The sequence below is a fragment of the Priestia sp. YIM B13486 genome (genome assembly GCF_042787865.1).
GTDB classification, from domain to species: domain Bacteria; phylum Bacillota; class Bacilli; order Bacillales; family Bacillaceae_H; genus Priestia; species Priestia megaterium.
On record NZ_JBHZOZ010000002.1, the window covers coordinates 494681 to 514427 of the forward strand.

Genomic DNA, 19747 nt, shown 5'->3' on the forward strand with positions numbered 1-19747 from the left:
AAAGGAGTACTGCACTGAGATGATTGAACGAGAGCTTGAAGCTATTTTGCATGCTTCTAACGACAATATCGTTATCACTGATGAAAAAGGGTGTATTTTACGAGCAAGCCAAAACTGCCGTGATATATACGGGTATGACGTGTCAGAGTTAGTGGGACAAACCGTATACGAATTGCAAGACCGCGGGATATTTTCACCTTCCGTTACGATTGAAGTGTTAAAGAAAAAGAAAGAAGTACAGCTGATGCAAAAAACAGAAACGGGCAAAGTGGTAATGGCAACCGGTATTCCCGTGTATGATGAACATCAGTGTATGAAAAGAGTAATCAGCTTTTCACATGATTTAACAGAGCTTCAGCGCTTAAAAGAAGATTATCAGCAGCTCGAAGTGAAAATGAAAACATATCAGCTGGAAGTGGAAGAGCTTCGGGAACAGCAGTCAAATGATATGGTCATACGAAGTGAATCGATGAAAAAGGTATGGTCCATTATTAATCGCGTGGCAGACAGCGATGCAACGGTTGTGTTGCTAGGTGAATCGGGTGTTGGTAAAACGGCTTTTGCCCGTGCTTTACACTATGGAAGTGAACGAAAAGAAGAGCCGTTTATTGAAATCAACTGCGGAGCCATTCCAGCTAGTTTGTTTGAATCTGAAATGTTTGGATACGAAGCAGGCTCTTTTACAGGTGCAAGTACAAAAGGGAAAATAGGAAAGTTTGAATTAGCTCATAACGGTACGCTTTTTTTAGATGAAATAGGAGAGCTCCCTGTTGATATGCAAGTGAAGCTGTTAAAAGTGCTGCAAGAAAAAACAGTCACCAAAATTGGAAGTGAACGAGCCAAACACGTAAACTTCAGGCTGATTGTAGCAACAAATCAGCCGCTTGAGAAAATGGTCAAAAAAGGAACATTTCGCGAAGATTTATTTTATCGGCTGCACGTTATTCCGATTACGATTCCTCCGCTTCGCGAGCGAAAAGAAGACATCACGGCACTGCTTTATCATGTGTTAAATAAACAAAATGAAAAATATAAAATGAAGAAATTTTTTCATGCAGAAGCATTAAATCAATTGGTTGAACATCCGTGGCCTGGAAATGTGCGCGAGCTAGAAAATACGATTGAACGCCTCGTGTTAACAACGGATGAAAACAGTATCTCGCCTCAAGACCTCCCGTTTCATGCAGAAAAGATCAGAAGTGAAAAAGAAGAATGGGAGACCCTAGATGTTTTAACCTCTCAGGGAATGACGCTTCAGCAAGCACTTGCAGAAGTGGAGAAAAACTGGCTGATTCGTGCTTATCGCCAGTGTCAAACGACGTATGAAATGGCAGATGCATTAGGAATCAGTCAGCCTACGGTTGTAAGACGTTTACGAAAGTACAATATTAAATAAGGAAAATATAATTCAAAATGAATTAACTGATTCAGTACTGAATCGGTTTTTTTTGTTTTGATTCTATTATGAATTGAAAATCGTCCATAATTGCACGAAATAGGGTGATGAAATTTGGCATGCATTTTGCATTAATAAAAAGTATCTAAATAAAAAGCGTCAGTATCTAAAATGATGATACGGCGCTAATGAATGAAACCCATTAGGAGGAATAAATCATGCCAAAATATCAGCCGAAAAATTCATTTGAATCTCCGCGTTTTTGCGGACCTCGAACGTTTATGAGACTTCCGTATGTAGAACAAGTAAATGCAGATATGGATTTTATTGTGACGGGTATTCCATTTGATTCAGGGCAATCTTTTCGAACAGGAGCACGTTTTGGGCCGGAAGCTATTCGAGATTTCTCCATTTTGCTTCGCCCGTATAACCCAGAACAAAAGATTAATATTTTTGACTACATTTCAGGTGTGGACTACGGCGATTTGGCAGTGGTTCCGGGATATATTTTAGAAACATATAAAAAAATTGAAGAAGGGTTAACACCGGTTGTGGATGAAGGAATTATTCCTATTTCACTAGGCGGCGATCATTCGATGACGCTCGGTGAACTTCGTGCCATCGCGAAAAAACACGGACCCGTAGCGCTTTTACAGTTTGATGCTCATTCTGATACGTGGGATAGCTATTTTGAACAAAAATACAATCACGGTACCGTGTTCAGACGAGCAATTGAAGAAGGGCTAATTGACGTGTCGCGTTCGATTCAAATTGGTATGCGAGGCGGTCTGTACGGCATTGAAGATTTAGAAGATGCAAAGAACTTAGGTCTAGCTCTGTATACGACAAATGAATATAAAAAACTGGGCGTTGAAAGAATGCTAGAAATTATTCATGAGCGTGTAGGAGAAGGACCCGTATTTTTGTCGTTTGACATTGACTTTTTAGATCCAGTTTACGCACCGGGAACAGGAACGCCTGAAGTATCGGGTGCAAGTATTGACGATGCGCTTCAATTCGTTCGTGGGTTAATAAATATTGATTTTGTCGGGTTTGATTTAGTAGAAGTACTGCCAGCTTATGACCATGGCCAAATTACAGCAGCAGCGGCCTCGAACATTGTTTATGAATTTATCACGCTTATCGCGTTAAGAAAAAAAGCAAAAGAAGAAGCAGCGCTGTTAGTGCAAGCGCGCGACTGAATATAAGCAAGGCGGTAAAAGTGGGAAGGTACTATGATCTTCCCACTTTTGTATAAGAGTTTTCTATAGGGAGTGTTGGACTATGAACGAGCAAGTAAATGTAACAGTAGATAAGAAGCAAGCAAAACCATGTAAAAGAGAAATACTCAACCCAGCGACCAATAAGATCATAGCGAAAGTATTCGATTCGTCGTTTCAACAAGTAGAGGAAGCGGTAGGTAAAGCAAAGCAGGCTTTTGAACAGAGTGAATGGAAGAAAAATAAATCACTGCGTGTAGAGGTGCTTAAGAAACTAGCAGATTTATTAGAAAATGAAGCGAGTATATTCGCTGAAACAGAAACATTAAATACTGGCAAACCGATAAAAGAAGCGCAGTTAGATATTGAAGATACGATTAATTGTTTAAGATATTACGCAAATTTAATAGAAGAAAACCAGCCGTGGACAAAGAACATGTTCGACGATACAAACAGTAAAATCATTCAAGAACCTATCGGCGTATGCGCGCTGATTGTTCCTTGGAATTTCCCTTTGCTGCTTGGTATGTGGAAGCTGGCTCCTGCCTTAGCAGCTGGAAATACAGTAGTGTTTAAGCCGTCAGAATTAACGCCACTTTCTTTTTTAAAGCTAGCTTCACTATGTGAAAAAGCTGGTATACCAGAAGGCGTGTTTAATTTACTTACAGGAGACGGTAAAGTGGGAAGTGCCCTTGTTGAACACAAAGACGTAGCCAAAGTCTCTTTTACAGGAGGATCAGAAACAGGCAAACGTATTTATCAGCAGTGCGCAAAAGAGATGAAAAGAGTTTCGCTTGAACTGGGAGGGAAATCTCCGCTTCTTATTTTCGAAGACAGTGAAATTGATATTGCAGTAGACTGGACAATGTTTGGCTCGTTTTTTAACCAAGGGCAAGTGTGTGTAGCTTCATCGCGTATACTCGTACATGAATCTATTTATAAGCCGTTTCTTTCTGCTCTTACGGAGACTGTTGCTGCTATAAAAATTGGTAACCCCTTAAGAGAAGAAACGGAAATGGGTCCGGTTATTAGCAAGGCGCATCTGAACAAAATACAGGATTTTATCAAGCTAGGTCAAGAAGAAGGCGCGAATTTATTAACAGGAGGAACGTTAATTGACTGCGAAGGTGGAAACTATATAAAGCCGGCTGTGCTCGTCGATGTGGAGCAGCATATGAAAGTCGTACAAGAAGAAATATTTGGTCCCGTTATTACCGTTCAATCTTTTTCAAGTGAAGAAGAAGCCATAGCACTTGCCAACGGCACGAGATTTGGTTTAGCTGCAGGAATTTTAACGAATGATGTAATGAAAGCAGAGCGAGTTGCTGAACATCTTCAAGCGGGAACGATTTGGATCAACGGCTACCATACGCCTCATATTGAAACGGCGTGGGGCGGTTTTAAAGAAAGCGGCATTGGCCGGGAGTTAGGTCCATCAGGATTAGCTGCTTTTACTGAAACAAAACATGTAAATACAAATTCCAAGCTAGCTCGAGCCAATTGGTATCAATAAAAGTGAAAGGTGGAATAGGAATGACAACAAAAAGTGGTCTCGCCCATGATGATGTGCAGCCGATTGCAATGAATAAAAGAAGTATGGGCTTCTTCTCTACATTTTCCATGTGGATAGGAGCCAATGTGGTGGTAACGACCGTTTTTACCGGAATGCTGTTTGTACCCGATATGACCTTTTTAAAGGCATTATTTATTATTGTGCTTGGCTCTTTAGTTGGCGCCATACCGCTCGTGCTGATGGGGAATATCGGAACTCGCACCGGTCTTCCAACCATGGTTTTGATGAGACCAGCTTTTGGACAAAGAGGTGCTATGCTTCCTGCTGCTGTTAATCTTATTACGTTAATCGGCTGGGCATGGATTCAAGCTTACATGGCAGGGCTAAGTTTAAATCATGCCGTTACTTTTTTGACCGGTTACAGCAATATCAATCTATTTACAATTCTTACTCAAGTGTTGGTAGTAGCTATTTCTATATACGGACATAAAGGTATTGAAGCAACGGAAAAATTAGTAGCTACGCTTATGGTCATTTTAGCAACCGTGGTGTTTAGCTATTTGTTTATTGAATTTGATGCAGCAAAATTAATTCAAATGAAAGCAAGCGAAAATCCTGGTATTACAGGGATGTTAGCTTTTGATATTGTAGTAGCTACAGCTTTTACGTGGATTCCTATTGTTTGCGATTATAACCGAAACTGTAAATCTGAAAAAACGGGCATTGCGGGAACTTATTTAGGGTATAACGTCGCAACTTTAATTGCGATGGGGTTAGGCGCAACGGTTTCTGGTTTTTCAATTCTCGGAAATATGACGCAAACGTATGACCCGGTAAATTTAATTGGCGCATATAGTCCGATGTTAGGGTTAGTAGCTGCCCTCGTAATTTTTTTATCGGTGCTGTCAACCAACGTAATGGTATTGTATAGCGCGACAATGTCTTATTTATCTATTTTTCCAAAGCAGAGGTTCTGGATACCGGCACTAACTATGGGAGTTGTCACAGTCCTAGGTTCTTTATTAAAAGAGTGGTTGATGACAAATTTTCAAAGCTTTTTGCTTATGATCGGTGTCTTATTTATTCCTATTATTGCGATTGTTCTTGTTGATTATTATATCATTCGCCGAAAACACTATGACGTTTCAGCTATTTTAGAAAAACAAAATAAACTGTACTGGTATACAAAAGGCTTTAACCTTCATGTGTATGTATCTTACATAGTGGGGGCTGTATTTGCCTACTATTTTACGTACGTTCACCCGCTAGCCACAGGCGCAACGATCTTAGCTTTTTTATTTACAGGTGTTTTGCATGTATTGTTAACCAAACTTTCACAGCTTTCCATCCCTTACTCAAAGGGGATCGACAAAAATGCTTGATATACGTTTAAAATAGACTGAATTATCAAAAATAATCAAAAAGCTCCTATTTAAAGGAGCTTTTTGTGTTAAAAATAGCTAAGAAATAAGCAAAAGCGGGGAAAAGAGAGGTTCTTGATCGAGCTGAAAATAAAGTAATAACATGTATTTGATTCTGTCAGGGGTCTTTCCTATAATAAATGTAGGAAAACTTTCCAAAGGAGAATTTTATGCTCGAATTAGAGGCTATTCAAAGCAGGGCCATTGAAAAAACTAAACATACATTACTACAGGATATAAAAAGCGTATTAGGTGAACAAGACGAATGTCCGGATTTTGAGACTTATTTAACAGACAGGCACTCTTTTATTAAAAAGGCCTGGGGAACTACGTGGAGAAAAGCAGTTGTTTCTTCTGTATCTAAAAAAAACAGAAAGTCATATTTAACAGAGAAAGGCTTTGAGGTAAAAGGGTATAAACCTCAAGCTATAGATAAGTTATTTGCTAAAGAAACAAGAAAGGGTATAGAGTTTGATGCTTTTTCTTGGCTAGAAAAACAGTACGGAAAGGGCAATAAAGCGGAGTGGCTATCTCTATATGGAGAAGCAAGAGCTGAATTTGCCGAAAAAGAAGAAGAAAGAAAAGAGAAAGAAAGACAGCAAAGTATTAATGATCGAAAAGCCAGGTATCAATTACAGTTAAATTTAGAAGCAGCTCCTATCTTGGAAGTAAATAAAGAGCTGTATTACCTACATATAAGAGAACAGCTTTCCCATCAGCTGTCAAAAGACATTAAAACAAACTCAAAGTATATTGAAAACTATGCGCCGCATACTGAACTTGAAGATGAATTAATAACAAACGGTGATTTAACACGCCATGATTATGAAACGGTTCATGACTTTTTTCAAGAGCTCACCGGCGGCGTAAGCTCAGAATTAGACAGATATTCAACGATTATCTTGTTTGAAACGTATGAAGATGTATACGAGGTATTTATCACCGATAAGATTTATGAAATCATTCCAACTATGATTATGGATGACCTTCCTGCTTCATTTAAAGAAGAATATAAAACTTATACAAATGCTTCGGTAACAAGAATGGATATTATAAAAGCACTTAGAAGTGATCTATCGGATTTGGTCTATGAATATAAAAGAATGCTCGTAGAAGAAAAGCTTTCCGATGTACTAGAAGTTTCAGATCACAACTTAACGATTGAAGAACATCAAGAGAGATATCAACAGCAGCTGGAAGAAAGAAGGTTACAACAAGAACGTGAACGTGAAGAAAAGAAAAAGCTGATTGAAGAAGAACAGCGACAGTTAAATTATATTTTTGGTGCAGAATACGAAATGGACCCAAGGAAAGAAACGGAATACATCCTTCATCTCGGTGATACAAACACAGGAAAAACGTATACGGCATTAAAGTCATTAAAAAAAGCTGCTTCGGGTAGTTACTTAGCGCCGCTTCGCTTGTTAGCTTTAGAAGTTTTTGAAAAGCTGAACAAAGACGGAGTTGCTTGTTCGTTAAAAACAGGTGAAGAAGAAAAGATTGTTGAAGACGCTCAGCATATGGCCGGTACCGTAGAAATGTTTAGCGAATTAGAACATGGCGATGTAACCGTAATTGATGAAGCACAGATGATTCAAGACCGAGACCGGGGATTTTCATGGTATAAAGCCATCACCCGAGCTAATGCTAAACAAGTTCATGTTATCGGGAGTTTAAGCATTCGAAGTATGTTAGAAGAGATGTTAGACGGTGTGATCTCAGAAATTCATGAGTATGAAAGAGATATACCTTTAAAAGTAGATCTTCGAAATTTCAAAATTGAACAAGTGAAACCCGCAGATGCTTTAATTGTTTTCTCGCGTAAGAAAGTGCTCCAGACAGCGGCTAAGCTAGAAAAAGATGGTCACAAAGTTAGCGTGATTTATGGAAGTATGCCGCCTGAAACGAGAAGAAAACAAATTGAGCAGTTCATTAATAGAGAAACAAATGTCATTGTGTCTACAGATGCGATTGGAATGGGATTAAATCTTCCAATTAGACGAATTGTCCTTTTAGAAAACATGAAATTTGACGGGCAAAAGAGGAGATTGCTGACTTCTCAAGAGTTAAAGCAGATTGCAGGCCGTGCTGGAAGGAAGGGCCTCTACAATGTTGGAGAAGTTGCATTCGCTAAAGATGCAAAGCAAATGAGAGAACTGTTATTTTCAACAGACGAGCAAATCAGCAAATTTTCAATTGCTCCTACTTCAGATATGCTAAGAAGATTTAAAGAATATCGTCATGACCTCGGAACGTTTTTTGACATGTGGGCTAAATTTCAAAATCCAAAAGGTACACAAAAATCAAATTTGGCACAAGAACGTGAGCTTTATGAGGAAGTAAAAGACACGCTGATTGAAGCGAAAATGCCCATTGTTGATTTATACGGCTACTTGCAGCTGCCTTTTTCAGCAAAAGAAAGCTCTTTGAAAAAGCAGTGGGTTGCCAGCATGAATGCGATTGTTAACAGGGAAGAGTTACCTGAACCACGGATGATAGAAGGCTCATTGGAAAAATTAGAGCTATCTTATAAGGCGATTGGCCTGCATCTTTTATTTTTATATCGAATGGACAGAAGGCCAGAGGCTATTTACTGGGAGCGTGTCCGAGAAGAGCTTACAGATAAAATCCATAACGTATTAAGAAAAGATATGAAAAAATTTAAAAGAACATGCAGTACGTGTTCTAAAGACCTTCCTTGGAATCATGATCACGCCATATGTGATTCGTGTTTTCATAAAAGATTCCGCAGAAGACACGGAGACGAAGATTTTAATTACTAAGATGTAGTGATAAAAAGTGGCTTGTCCGAACGAGTTGGATTTTTGATTGAGAATCCAATTCGTTCGGCTTTTTTATTGTGAAGGCAGCTTTCATGTGTTTCGTTCCTTCTAGCAGTTGATTGGAGGGCAAGGCGAAGACTCCTGCGGGAAAAGCGGAACAGGTGAGACCCCGCAGGAGCGCAAGCGACGAGGAGGCTCACCGGCCGCCCGCGGAAAGCGAAGCCTTGCACGGAAATCAACTGCGGTGTAACAAGCAGTTCAGCTCGTGTATCCCATTTGTGCTTCTTTAGATGGGATTGATGTAGTTATGTCTCAATCTGCTTTTTCATAAAGGTTTTTTATCTTTTCCCTATGAATTTCTGCGTCAAAGCAGATTTTTGTAGAAAAAAATCGGAAATGTATAAGCGGTCATCTTGTAAAAAGAGCAATAAATTATTATGATATAGAGTGGAACTTATATTTTAAAGAGTTCCGTGATTTTTTTGTTGGGCGGACGTGTATTGTATTAGAGTAAGTTTGCTATCATTCGTTATATTAAAAGCGGCACTTTTAAATAGAGATACGGTTCGTAATAGAAGGGAAGAGGATGATGACAAGTCATAACAAAGAAAACAAAGCTGCAGTCGAGCAGTACAGTAAAGGGAAGATTTTGTGGCAATTAACCCGTCCTCATACGCTAACAGCATCGTTTGTACCGGTTTTAATTGGAACAGTTCTAGCCATGTTTTATGGCCATGTGAATGTTTGGATGTTTCTTGCGATGCTTTTTTCATGTTTGTGGATTCAAATTGCGACGAACTTATTTAACGAGTACTATGATTTTAAACGCGGGTTAGACACAGAAGACTCCGTAGGTATCGGAGGAGCCATCGTCAGACACGGCATGAAACCGAAAACGGTATTAAATTTAGCACTTATTTCTTATGGAATTGCTCTTATTTTAGGTGTATATATATGTGCAAACAGCAGCTGGTGGCTTGCTTTAGTTGGATTAGTAGGTATGGCGATTGGTTATTTGTATACGGGCGGACCGCTTCCGATTGCGTATACGCCGTTTGGAGAATTATTTTCAGGTCTTTGCATGGGCGCGATGTTCGTGTTAATTTCATTTTTTATTCAAACGAATACCGTAACGTCTGAAAGCATCTTTGTATCACTTCCGATTGCGATTTTAGTAGGTGCAATTAATTTGTCTAACAACATTCGCGATATAGAAGAAGATACAAAAGGCGGACGTCGTACGCTAGCTATTTTATTAGGTTCTAAAAATGCGATTAGATTTTTAGCTGCTTTGTTTGGCATTGCCTATATTTGGACCGTTGCATTAGTGGTATTCTTCGATATTAGCCCTTGGATTTTCTTAGTGTTTCTTAGTGCACCTAAGCCAATTCAAGCCGTACAAGCATTTGTACGCGGAGAGCTTATTGCAATGAAAGCAACTGCGCAAACAAATACGTTTTTTGGATTTACTTTATCAATTGGATTATTAATTGGCTATTTAGTAAGCTGATTGAGTGGAAAAAGCCTGTCTTTAAAAAAGACAGGCTTTTTGTTATGCTCCCGTTATTTTTTCTTTTACTGCGCTAATAAATGCGTTCATATTTTCAGAAGATGAAAAGTTGGCTTGAGCTTGTTTTGGTCCGCCGCCGCCTTTTCCATCGTAAAGCGGAAGCAGCTCTTTATAAAGTTCTCCGCATTTTACTTCACTTCCGCTGTGAGCCAGTAAGACTTTTTGATCACTTGAAAAGGCAAAAAGAAGCGTCGTATCAGGTGTTTGAAGCAGCTGCTTCGTCAAAGCTTGCACATCTTTTAATGTGCGGTTTTCAAAGTGATGGTACAGAAATGAACCTTCTTTTTTGGCTTCTAATTCACTTGCTAAATAAGCTGCATTTTCATTTTTTAATTCTTCTAGTTGTTTTTGCAGCTCTTTTTGTTCAGTCTCCAATTTTTTAATGCGTTCTACAACTAATTCACGGCTTGTGCTGAATTTATTGCTAATTTCTGCTACGATTTCTTGAGACTGCTGATAATCAGCTAATGCACGCATGCCGCATTTAAAAAAGAGGCGTGTATTGCCGCGCTGCTTTTCTGTTTTCGTAAGTTTAATAAGGCCAAGTTCTCCAATTTGATTCACATGCGTACCGCAGCAGGCAGAAACATCAATGCTGTCAATTTCCACAATGCGTACCACTTCGTCTTCTAGGTCGGGTACTTTGCGAAGCGCAAGAGTATGCAGATCTTCTTTTTTCACTTCGTACGTTTTAATGTGACCGTTGCTGTAAATAGCGTCATTTACAACTTTTTCAATGTGTAATAACTGCTCATGAGATAACTGAGGTACATTCAGATCGATAGAGACTGCTTCGCTTCCTAAGTGAAAGCTAACGGTGTGAATATCATATGTATCGATTAATAGAGCCGAAAGTAAGTGCTGTCCGCTGTGCTGTTGCATATGATCAAAGCGGCGATGCCAGTCAATTTCACACGTGACGTTCGCTTGTTCAGGGAGTGTATCGACGATATGATATACTTCTCCATTTTCTTCATACACATCTTTCACGTCGATTCCGGCAATATTACCGTAGTCAGAAGGCTGCCCGCCTCCTTCTGGATAAAAAGCGGTTTGTTTTAACGTTAATGCGTAGCCATTCGAAAGAGAGCGCGTCTCTATCACTTCAGTTTCCCATGTTTTTATGTAGGGATTGCTATAATAAAGTCTTTCGGTCATATTCATCATCCTTTCTAGTAAAACCCTATCTAACTTTTTCTATAGTATCAGAAATATGTTTCTTCGAACATGGATAAGCTAACTTGTAACAATAAAACTGGGTGGGACATATGAAAAATACTGTTTATATTTATACGCGGGATTTAAAAAGAATTTTCACCAATTGGGCGATGATTATCATTGTGCTGACGCTTATGATTCTGCCGTCTTTTTACGCATGGTTTAATATAAAAGCATCTTGGGACCCATACGGGCGGACTGAAGGTATTGCCATTGCAGTAACGAGCGAAGATGAAGGTTCTACGATAAGAGGTCAGCACGTGAACGTGGGAAAAGATATTATTACAACGTTAAAAAAAAATAAAACGCTTGGATGGACGTTTGTCTCAAAAGAAAAAGCTGATCACGGAGTAAAGCACGGTGACTATTATGCAAGTATTATTATTCCAAAAGATTTTTCACAAAAGCTTGGTACCGTTCTTCAAGATCGTTTGGAAAAACCAGTCATTATTTATAAAGTGAACGAAAAAATAAACGCAGTGGCGCCTAAAATTACAAGTAAAGGAGCCAGCAGCTTAACACAACAGATCAGTGAAAAATTCGTCAAAACAGCGAATGGAGCCATTTTTTCAGTGTTTAACGAACTAGGTATTACACTGCAGCGAGATTTGCCGACCATTCAACAAGTTGAACAACGGATTTTTGAACTTGAAAATCGTCTTCCTGAAATCAAAAAAGTAATTAATGAAGCGAATGACACCACTCAAAAAGCTGGAGCCATTGTATCAAAAGCTCAGGCCGCTCTTCCTGAAGTAGAGAGACTAACAGCTGACGGCGCACAGATGACTCAGCAGCTAAACACTTTTTTAACTAAAAGCGATGAAATTTTAAAAAACGCCGAGCCAACAATCAACGAAACGCTGCAGCGGGTTCAGCAACGAGCTCTCCGAGTTCAAGAATTGAAGAATCAGCTGATGGAAAAAGATATAGCACCGGCTGAAGTCAGCGCAGCAGCGGAACAGCTAAAAGGGCAGTTAACAAAACAAATTGCTGACACAGGAGAGATTCTTACACTTCTTACAGATTTAAATGCGTTATCTCAACAAAAAGTTCTTTCACCTGTTATTAATGACATAAAAGATGTAAATACGCTTTTACAGCAGCAACTTTCGGATGTAAACAGTCTGCAGCAACAAACAAAGAATGGGGATGTTCCCAATCAAAGCGTACTTGATAGGTTCAGCTCTCGCACCGATCGAGCTGTTTCTAGATTAAATGCGTTAACGAACTCATATTCTTCTACGATTGTGCCTGCTGTTGAACAAGCAATCAAAGAAGCGAAAGATAAAACGGCAAGCGCAAACTCACTGCTTGATGAAGCTAACAAAAGCATACCGGATGTTTCTAACGTTCTGTCTAAAACAGCCAGTGGCATTTTGCTTGGACAGCAGGAGCTTGGGAAAATAGCAAAAGACTTTCCGCGAATTGAACAAAACGTGCACAATATAGCAGATAAAATACGAGAATTTCAGCAAAAAGAAAATATTGAAGATATTATTAATTTGCTAAAGAATGACGTGCAAAAAGAAAGTGACTTTTTTGCTAAGCCGGTTCTTTTAAAAGAAGAAAGACTTTACCCGATTCCGAACTACGGCTCAGCTATGTCGCCGTTTTATACAACGCTTTGCTTGTGGGTCGGAGCTTTGCTGTTAGTTTCGATTTTAAGCGTAGAAGTAGCGGATGAAGAACGATTCAAAAGCTATGAAGTCTATCTTGGAAGACTTTTAACGTTTTTGTCTATTGCTCTCGTGCAAGCTTTTATTGTGACGCTAGGGGATTTATTTTTAATCAAAACGTATGTCGTAGATAAAGTGCCTTTTATCTTTTTAGGCTTGCTGTGCAGCTTCGTATTTATGACGATTGTTTATACGCTTGTTGCGATATTTGGCAATGCAGGAAAAGCGATGGCGATTGTTTTACTTGTGCTTCAGCTTTCTGCTGCAGGCGGTACATTTCCGATTCAAGTCGTGCCTGCTTTTTTTCAAGCAATCAATCCGTTTTTACCATTTACGTATGCAATAAGCATGATGAGAGAAGTGGTAGGAGGCATGTTAGCGGATATTGTCAGAAAAGACGTTACGGTTCTTCTTTGCATTTGGCTTGGCGTGCTGCTCGTTGGCATTTTTCTTCATAAGCCTCTTAGTAAAACGAGCGCAAAATTAACAAAAAAAGCGCGTGAAAGTAAATTAATTCATTAAAAAAACGTTTTGGGTTTCCAGACAGAACAAAATGCGGTAGTGTAGATATAAAGGAGTGATCAGTATGGGTATATTAGATGGACTATTAGGAAATGCATCAGAAGCAGATATAAGAGGAACTGAAAAAGACTTACAAAATATTTTAATTGCCAACGAGCGAGTGGAACAAGCATATAAAGTCATTCGCGATTTAATGGTGTTTACGACGAAACGCTTAATTATCGTTGATAAGCAAGGAGTGACAGGAAAGAAAACAGATTATCATTCCATTCCTTATAAGACGATTACCCATTTTAGCGTAGAAACGGCTGGAACATTTGATTTAGATGCGGAATTAAATATTTGGGTATCGGGTTCTAGTGCACCGATCTCAAAAGAGTTTCGTAAAGATAAAAGCATTTACGACGTGCAAAAAGTATTAGCATCTTATGTACTGGATTAAAAAGTTGAGCCATGAAAAACTGGCTCAGCTTTTTTATATGTGTGTAAAACGAGAGAGGGTACTATCTTCATTCTCGTATGCAGCTGTTTGAAAATAAGCAGGCTGTTGTCTCGCCATATTTGTTCACTTTACTCATTACCGAAATGCATGAGAACGATTTACATAATGAATTATACAGAATAAAAAAACCGTGATATGATTTTTTTAGAGAAAAAGGAAGTGACCAACTGTGAGTTATACCGTAATTGGAACATCAGCTTTTCGCAAAACAAATGTTGCGCTTTTTGCAGCTGGCTTCAACACATTTTCGATTTTATATTGTACACAGGCCATTTTACCTGAATTTTCTAGAGAATTCGGGATATCTCCGGCGTTTGCCAGCTTGTCTCTTTCGTTAACAACCATCACGCTAGCCGTTAGCATGCTTTTTTTAGGTTCTTTATCAGAAGTGTGGGGACGGAAGAAACTGATGGGCCTATCGTTAATTTTTGCGTCATTGCTATGCATCATGACAGCATTTAGCTCTACCTTTGAAACACTATTAGTATTTCGCGTCATTCAAGGAATCGTTTTAGCAGGGCTGCCTTCTGTGGCCATGGCTTACTTAGGAGAAGAAATTGAACCAGGGAGTTTAGGAAAAGCGATGGGGATTTATATAAGCGGAAACGCCTTTGGAGGCGTAGCGGGAAGGCTTATGACAGGGGTACTCACGGAATATTTCAACTGGTCCGTAGCTCTTGATGTTGTAAGCGTAATCAGTTTACTGGCCACCTTTGTTTTTTTTATGAACTTGCCAGATTCACAAAACTTCACTTCGCGATCCTTTGAACTTCGTCAGCTTACTGGCTCTCTTCGCAGTCATCTTCAAGATAAAGGGATGCTTTGCCTTTTTGCTATTGGTTTTGCGCTGCTTGGAAGTAACGTAGCATTATACAATTATATTGGATACGCTTTATCCTCACCTCCGTATTCTTGGAATCATACGCTTGTAAGTTTTATTTTTGTTATTTTTTTTGTGGGAGTATTCAGCTCAGTCTGGATGGGGACGCTGGCGGATCGATATGGCCGGAAAAAAGTGCTGTTATGTACGATTGCTGTTACGCTTATAGGTTCAATTGTTACGCTGCATCCGGTTTTATGGATAAAAATTACCGGGCTTTTGCTGCTGACTTTTGGCTTTTTTGGAAGTCACTCCATCGCAAGCAGCTGGGTGGGAAGAAGAGCCACCCATGACAAAGCTCAGGCTTCGTCTTTGTATTTGTTTTTTTACTATGCAGGATCAAGCGTTGGAGGGACGGTGGCGGGCTTGTGCTGGAGTGCGTACGGCTGGAAAGGTGTTATTGCTTTAATTGGTGTGTTTCTTACAACAGCTTTTCTCCTAGCTGTTCGTTTGTCCAAAATGCCGGCTCAGCAGACGCATGTTCACTAAAAAAGAATGTAAAGACATGTATGGCTATTTACTAAAAAAGACTTTCCACTCAGTGTGGAAAGTCTTTTTTTAGTTTAAAAGCTGAATAAAAAGCTCCGCTACTTTTTTATGAGCGCTGTTAGCAGGATAGATATAAGAGAAACGGCGCTTAAAAGGAGCGGTGTTAACGTTCAGAATCGATAGGTGTTTTTGTTCAACATCTTCTTTAATAGCACAAAGCGACAGCACAGACATTCCTAAATCGTGAACGATGGCTTCTTTAATTCCTTGATTGCTGCTGATCGTTAGAATGCTTTTCATTTTTAAACCGTTGGACATTAGAACGTGATCTAAATATTCTCTTGTTCCAGAGCCTTTTTCACGCGCTACCCACCGCTGATTTTGTAAATCATCAATTTCTACTTTTTTAAGCTGAGCTAAAGGATGATCCACTGACGCAACGATGGCAAGCTCATCGTCCATAAATGACTGAATATGTAAGTCGGATTCTTCCGTGTGTCCTTCAATAAGCCCTACGTCTACTTTGAAATGACGAACAAGCTGAGCGATTTCCTTTGTATTACCGATAGTCACTTCTACATCAATATCAGGATATTGTTCACGAAGCTTTGCTAAAAATGAAGGGAGAATATATTCACCAATCGTGAAACTGGCGCCAATCGTTAGCATTCCTTTGACACGGTGATGATGTTCATAAATATCTCGTTTCGTATGCTCATATATCTGAATCATTTGTTTAGCACGATCGTATAAAATTTCGCCGCTGGGTGTGATTTTTAACATTTTAGGTGAACGCAGGAACAGGGAAGTTTGAAATTCTTTTTCAAGATTTTTGATGTGTACGCTTACGCTTGGCTGTGAAATCATTAACTTTTCCGCAGCTTTTGTAAAGCTTTGCTCTTCTACAACAGAAACAAACGTCTTTAACGCATCATAGTACATAGAGTATGGCTCCTTTTATATTAAAAAAATTAATTATAAACATTATAAAACATTACTATTGTAATAACTAGAGGTACTTGGTTAAGACAAACAAAACGAGGTGCTGACTTAAAGGAGTATTTTGGCTTATAACGAAGGCAACACACGCAATTTATTTACAGTTATTTGCATTTCCCCTATAAAGCTATTAAACACTTTTTTGTCATCAATTTGTAACAAAAGTAAAAAAAGTACTTGTTTTTTCCAGAAAACATACTATAATATTAACTGTAATACGATGAGTAATACAGTTAATACACCTAGTACACACATCATGATTTTGGGTAGATGAAGGGAGGCAGACTATGTTCGATTTAGATATTCGTAGTCGCAAGCCGATATACGAGCAATTAGTAGATAAATTGAAAGAGCTTATTATTCATGAAGTCTTTAAGGCCGATCAAAAGCTTCCATCTGTTCGGCTGTTAGCAAAAGAATTAACGATTAATCCAAATACAATTCAAAAAGCGTATCGTGAACTAGAACATCAGAATTATATTTATTCAGTTCCAGGCAAAGGAAGTTTTGTAACGCCTCAAGTTGATACACTAAATAACGAGAAGGTGAAAAAGATGAAAGAAGAATTAGTAAAACTGTTGGCAGAAGCTATGTATTTAGGGATGGATAAAGATGAAATTCTATCACTTATTTCACAGGCTGAAAAAGCAGTAAAAGGAGGAAGCGATAGTGATTGAACTGAAGGCGATAAAAAAAGAGTTTGAAGAAATGGAAGCTCTAAGAGACGTCACGCTTTCTATAAAAAAAGGATCTATTTACGGACTGCTTGGCTCGAACGGGGCAGGGAAAACAACGCTATTAAAAATCATTGCAGGTATTTACAAGCAAGATCACGGGAAAATCGCAATAGACGGCGAGGAAGTATTTGAAAACGTTGGCTTAAAAGAACGTCTTATTTTTATGCCAGATTCTCTTTATTTTTTCCCTCAAACAACGATTAAGCAATTAGCGTCTTTTTATAGAAGCGTCTATCCGACTTGGAACGAAGAGCGGTTTCAAAAATTAAAAGAAGCTTTCCCAATTCAATTACATAAAAAGGTACACAGAATGTCCAAGGGAATGCAGCGTCAAGTAGGTTTTTGGTTAGCGATGTCTGCTATGCCTGATGTACTTATCTTAGATGAGCCGCTCGATGGGTTAGATGCGGTAATGCGTCAAAAAATTAAAAACCTTCTTGTCCAAGACGTGGCAGAACGGGAAATGACGATTTTAATTTCATCACATAACTTACGAGAAGTGGAAGATCTTTGTGATCATGTAGGCATCTTGCATCACGGTCAATTATTAATTGAAAAAGAACTGGATGATTTAAAATCAGACGTGCACAAAATTCAAGTTGCATTTGAAGGAGATGTGCCGCTAGCGCTTTACGACACGCTGGACATTTTATATCAAGAAAAACGAGGGAGCGTCTTGCTTTGTATTGTTCGAGGAAAAGAAAATCACTTAGTCAACAAAGTTCGATCGTATAAGCCTTTAATTTTTGACATCTTGCCACTTACGCTGGAAGAAATCTTTATTTATGAAATGGGGGATGTGGGTTATGCAATCGAAAACATCATCGTTTAACCGCGGCATGTGGATTCAATCCATGAGAAACGTGGGATGGATTGGGCTTGTCTACTTGTTAGTACTACTGTTCGCTTTGCCTTTACAACTAATTTTCACTTTTACAGGAAAGGTTGAGCCTTATATAGAGAAACCAGACACGTTATTTGACGTATTTGGCGGGCTAGAATTCGTGCTTATGTTCGTTGTACCAGTGTTACTTGGTATTTTCCTATTTCGATATATACAAACGAAGATTGCGGCTGACTATATTCATAGTTTACCAATTAAACGTTCTACGTTGTTTCATCAAAACATGCTTCTGGGCGCGTTGGTTTTAGTTGTTCCGATTTTAATTACGGGAATCGTGACTTTTGCCGTTAAAGGGGTTTTAACGGTTGAGAATGTTTATACAACAGGCGACGTTCTAAGCTGGGTCGGGTACAGTATTCTGATTAATTTATTTGTCCTAACTGGAACTGTTTTAGCCGGAATGTTTACCGGGATGTCTGTTCTGCAAGGAATCTTTTTATATGTTCTATTCCTTCTCCCAGGCGGAATTTCTTATTTAGCTATATCGAATGTAAAGTTTTACTGGTATGGCTATGCGTATGACTATTACGTGAACAAAAATGTTGACAGCCTTATCCCGTTTTTACACGTAGCGAAATTGGCAGCTCATAAAAGCTTTTCTACTAGTGTATTTGTTTATATTGGACTCATTGTCTTATTTTACATCGTTGCTTTAATCACCTATCAAAAAAGAAGAGTAGAAGCTGCTACGCTAACCATTTCAGTTGGCTGGTTAAAACCTGTATTCGTATACGGAGTAACCGCTTGTTCACTGATGCTGGGCGGATTTTACTTCGGCAGCATGAAAGGTGGATTTTCATGGATGGTCTTGGGCTATATTATTGGTTCATTAATAGGCTATATAGTTGCTCAAATTATTTTAAATAAAACGTGGCGTATCTTTACGAAATGGAAAGGGTATCTAGGTTTTATTATAGCTGCAACTATTGTAGGCTTTATCATTCATTTAGACGTGTTTGGCTATTCTACTAAAGTGCCGGCAGTTTCAGAGATTGAAAGTGTGTATTTCGATGAAGACATGTATCGATTGACTGATAAACCTGAAAACTATGCAAAGGGAATGAATGGCTATTACGAAGCGCCATATTACTATACAAGTAAAGAAACGATCAAGAGCGTTCGTCAGCTGCAAAAACAAATTACAGCATCTAAAGATAAGAAGCTGGATCCTGAAAAACAAAGTGAAATAGAGGGAAGCAATGGAAAAATCGCGGTATTTGCTTACAAATTAAAAAATGGAAAGCAAATAGTTCGAGAGTACTTTATTCCATTTTCAGACTATAAAGCTTTTTATAAAGAAATTGCGGAAACAAAAGAGTATAAAGAAAATTTCCATCCGCTTTTACGAACACAAAACACAGATAAAATTAAAAGCGTAAGTTTTTCTGTTCCAGGAAAGTCAAATTCCATTAATATTACAAATCCAGAAAAAGTGCAAGAGCTTATACACGTAGTCAAACAGTCGATGATGAACGAAACGTTTGATGAAATGTACAGCACAAAAGAAAGCTGGGCGTCAATCAATTTCATGGATGGAAAAGGACAGTATGTTCAAGAAGCATCTTGGGAGAAGTCATATAGCGAAGTAGAAGCATGGCTGAAGAAAGAGCATTTATATGAACGTGCTCGCCTTATGCCAAAGGACGTAGAAAAAACCGAAGTCTTTAAAAATTCTTCTCATCTTAAAAATGATTATCGTCTTCAAGAAGATTTTACACCTCTAACGAAGGATGAGAAATCAATTAAAGTAAAAAACAATCAGCAGGTAGAAACACTTCTTCAACGTGCTAATTTACGAGACACAGGAGATTATCTTGTTGCTTTTTATTACAAAGATCAAGTAGATACTCCTCAGGTTTACATGTTGAATGAAAATGAGCTGCCAAACGAACTAAAAGAAAAACTAAAATAGCAAGG

The 19747-nt window shown here is 38.7% G+C and carries 15 protein-coding genes; 13 read left to right on the forward strand and 2 right to left on the reverse strand.

Features of this window, described 5'->3' with window-relative positions:
- Nucleotides 1-19: 19 nt before the first annotated feature.
- From ACFX4G_RS06685 to ACFX4G_RS06715, 7 genes are all read left to right on the forward strand, one after another.
- Nucleotides 20-1396 carry a sigma-54 interaction domain-containing protein gene (locus ACFX4G_RS06685; protein ID WP_043982358.1) on the forward strand — a complete coding sequence of 459 codons (1377 nt, stop codon included), beginning with the start codon at nucleotides 20-22 and terminating at the stop codon, nucleotides 1394-1396.
- Nucleotides 1397-1614: 218 nt separating this feature from the next.
- Nucleotides 1615-2598: an agmatinase gene (gene speB, locus ACFX4G_RS06690; RefSeq protein ID WP_043982360.1), complete on the forward strand. Its 984-nt coding sequence runs from the start codon at nucleotides 1615-1617 to the stop codon at nucleotides 2596-2598.
- Nucleotides 2599-2680: 82 nt separating this feature from the next.
- Entirely contained in the window at nucleotides 2681-4129 is a 1449-nt protein-coding gene (locus ACFX4G_RS06695; protein WP_162214201.1) for an aldehyde dehydrogenase family protein, read from the forward strand.
- A gap of 20 nt (nucleotides 4130-4149) precedes the next feature.
- Complete coding sequence (locus ACFX4G_RS06700) at nucleotides 4150-5511, forward strand: purine-cytosine permease family protein (RefSeq protein WP_237074886.1); 1362 nt, start codon at nucleotides 4150-4152, stop codon at nucleotides 5509-5511.
- A 209-nt stretch (nucleotides 5512-5720) separates the two neighbouring features.
- Nucleotides 5721-8333 (forward strand): helicase-related protein, encoded by a 2613-nt coding sequence (locus ACFX4G_RS06705; RefSeq protein ID WP_377573463.1) that lies wholly within the window; start codon nucleotides 5721-5723, stop codon nucleotides 8331-8333.
- 115 nt (nucleotides 8334-8448) lie between these two features.
- Entirely contained in the window at nucleotides 8449-8583 is a 135-nt protein-coding gene (locus tag ACFX4G_RS06710; RefSeq protein ID WP_255293610.1) for a hypothetical protein, read from the forward strand.
- A gap of 339 nt (nucleotides 8584-8922) precedes the next feature.
- Nucleotides 8923-9843: a 1,4-dihydroxy-2-naphthoate polyprenyltransferase gene (locus ACFX4G_RS06715; RefSeq protein ID WP_025752322.1), complete on the forward strand. Its 921-nt coding sequence runs from the start codon at nucleotides 8923-8925 to the stop codon at nucleotides 9841-9843.
- Between the two features lie 42 nt (nucleotides 9844-9885).
- On the opposite strand, the gene ACFX4G_RS06720 is transcribed toward ACFX4G_RS06715, so the two are convergent.
- A complete protein-coding gene (locus tag ACFX4G_RS06720; RefSeq protein WP_377573466.1) occupies nucleotides 9886-11061 on the reverse strand; it encodes a DHHA1 domain-containing protein in 1176 nt (391 codons plus the stop codon).
- A gap of 110 nt (nucleotides 11062-11171) precedes the next feature.
- Here ACFX4G_RS06720 and ACFX4G_RS06725 point away from each other — a divergent pair, with 110 nt between their 5' ends.
- The 3 genes from ACFX4G_RS06725 to ACFX4G_RS06735 all read left to right on the forward strand — a co-directional run bounded on the left by ACFX4G_RS06725 (nucleotide 11172) and on the right by ACFX4G_RS06735 (nucleotide 15190).
- The gene (locus ACFX4G_RS06725) at nucleotides 11172-13319 is read left to right on the forward strand and encodes a YhgE/Pip family protein (protein WP_377573469.1); all 2148 of its coding nucleotides are present in this window, start codon (nucleotides 11172-11174) and stop codon (nucleotides 13317-13319) included.
- A gap of 64 nt (nucleotides 13320-13383) precedes the next feature.
- Nucleotides 13384-13761 (forward strand): PH domain-containing protein, encoded by a 378-nt coding sequence (locus ACFX4G_RS06730; RefSeq protein WP_014460184.1) that lies wholly within the window; start codon nucleotides 13384-13386, stop codon nucleotides 13759-13761.
- Nucleotides 13762-13990: 229 nt separating this feature from the next.
- Complete coding sequence (locus ACFX4G_RS06735) at nucleotides 13991-15190, forward strand: MFS transporter (RefSeq protein WP_097823463.1); 1200 nt, start codon at nucleotides 13991-13993, stop codon at nucleotides 15188-15190.
- A gap of 69 nt (nucleotides 15191-15259) precedes the next feature.
- On the opposite strand, the gene ACFX4G_RS06740 is transcribed toward ACFX4G_RS06735, so the two are convergent.
- Nucleotides 15260-16132 carry a selenium metabolism-associated LysR family transcriptional regulator gene (locus ACFX4G_RS06740; protein ID WP_377573473.1) on the reverse strand — a complete coding sequence of 291 codons (873 nt, stop codon included), beginning with the start codon at nucleotides 16130-16132 and terminating at the stop codon, nucleotides 15260-15262.
- A 344-nt stretch (nucleotides 16133-16476) separates the two neighbouring features.
- On the opposite strand from ACFX4G_RS06740, the gene ACFX4G_RS06745 reads away from it, so the two are divergent.
- Genes ACFX4G_RS06745 through ACFX4G_RS06755 form a run of 3 tightly spaced genes read left to right on the forward strand, consistent with a single transcriptional unit; the run spans nucleotide 16477 to nucleotide 19742 of the window.
- Nucleotides 16477-16866: a GntR family transcriptional regulator gene (locus ACFX4G_RS06745; protein WP_013083081.1), complete on the forward strand. Its 390-nt coding sequence runs from the start codon at nucleotides 16477-16479 to the stop codon at nucleotides 16864-16866.
- Nucleotides 16859-17758, forward strand: coding sequence for an ABC transporter ATP-binding protein (locus tag ACFX4G_RS06750; protein ID WP_025752330.1), 900 nt, complete (start codon nucleotides 16859-16861; stop codon nucleotides 17756-17758). The genes ACFX4G_RS06745 and ACFX4G_RS06750 overlap by 8 nt, the downstream gene beginning before the upstream one ends.
- Nucleotides 17733-19742, forward strand: a complete 2010-nt coding sequence (locus ACFX4G_RS06755; RefSeq protein ID WP_097823462.1) for a DUF6449 domain-containing protein — start codon at nucleotides 17733-17735, stop codon at nucleotides 19740-19742. Before ACFX4G_RS06750 ends, ACFX4G_RS06755 begins: the two co-directional genes overlap by 26 nt.
- The last annotated feature ends 5 nt before the right edge of the window (nucleotides 19743-19747 follow it).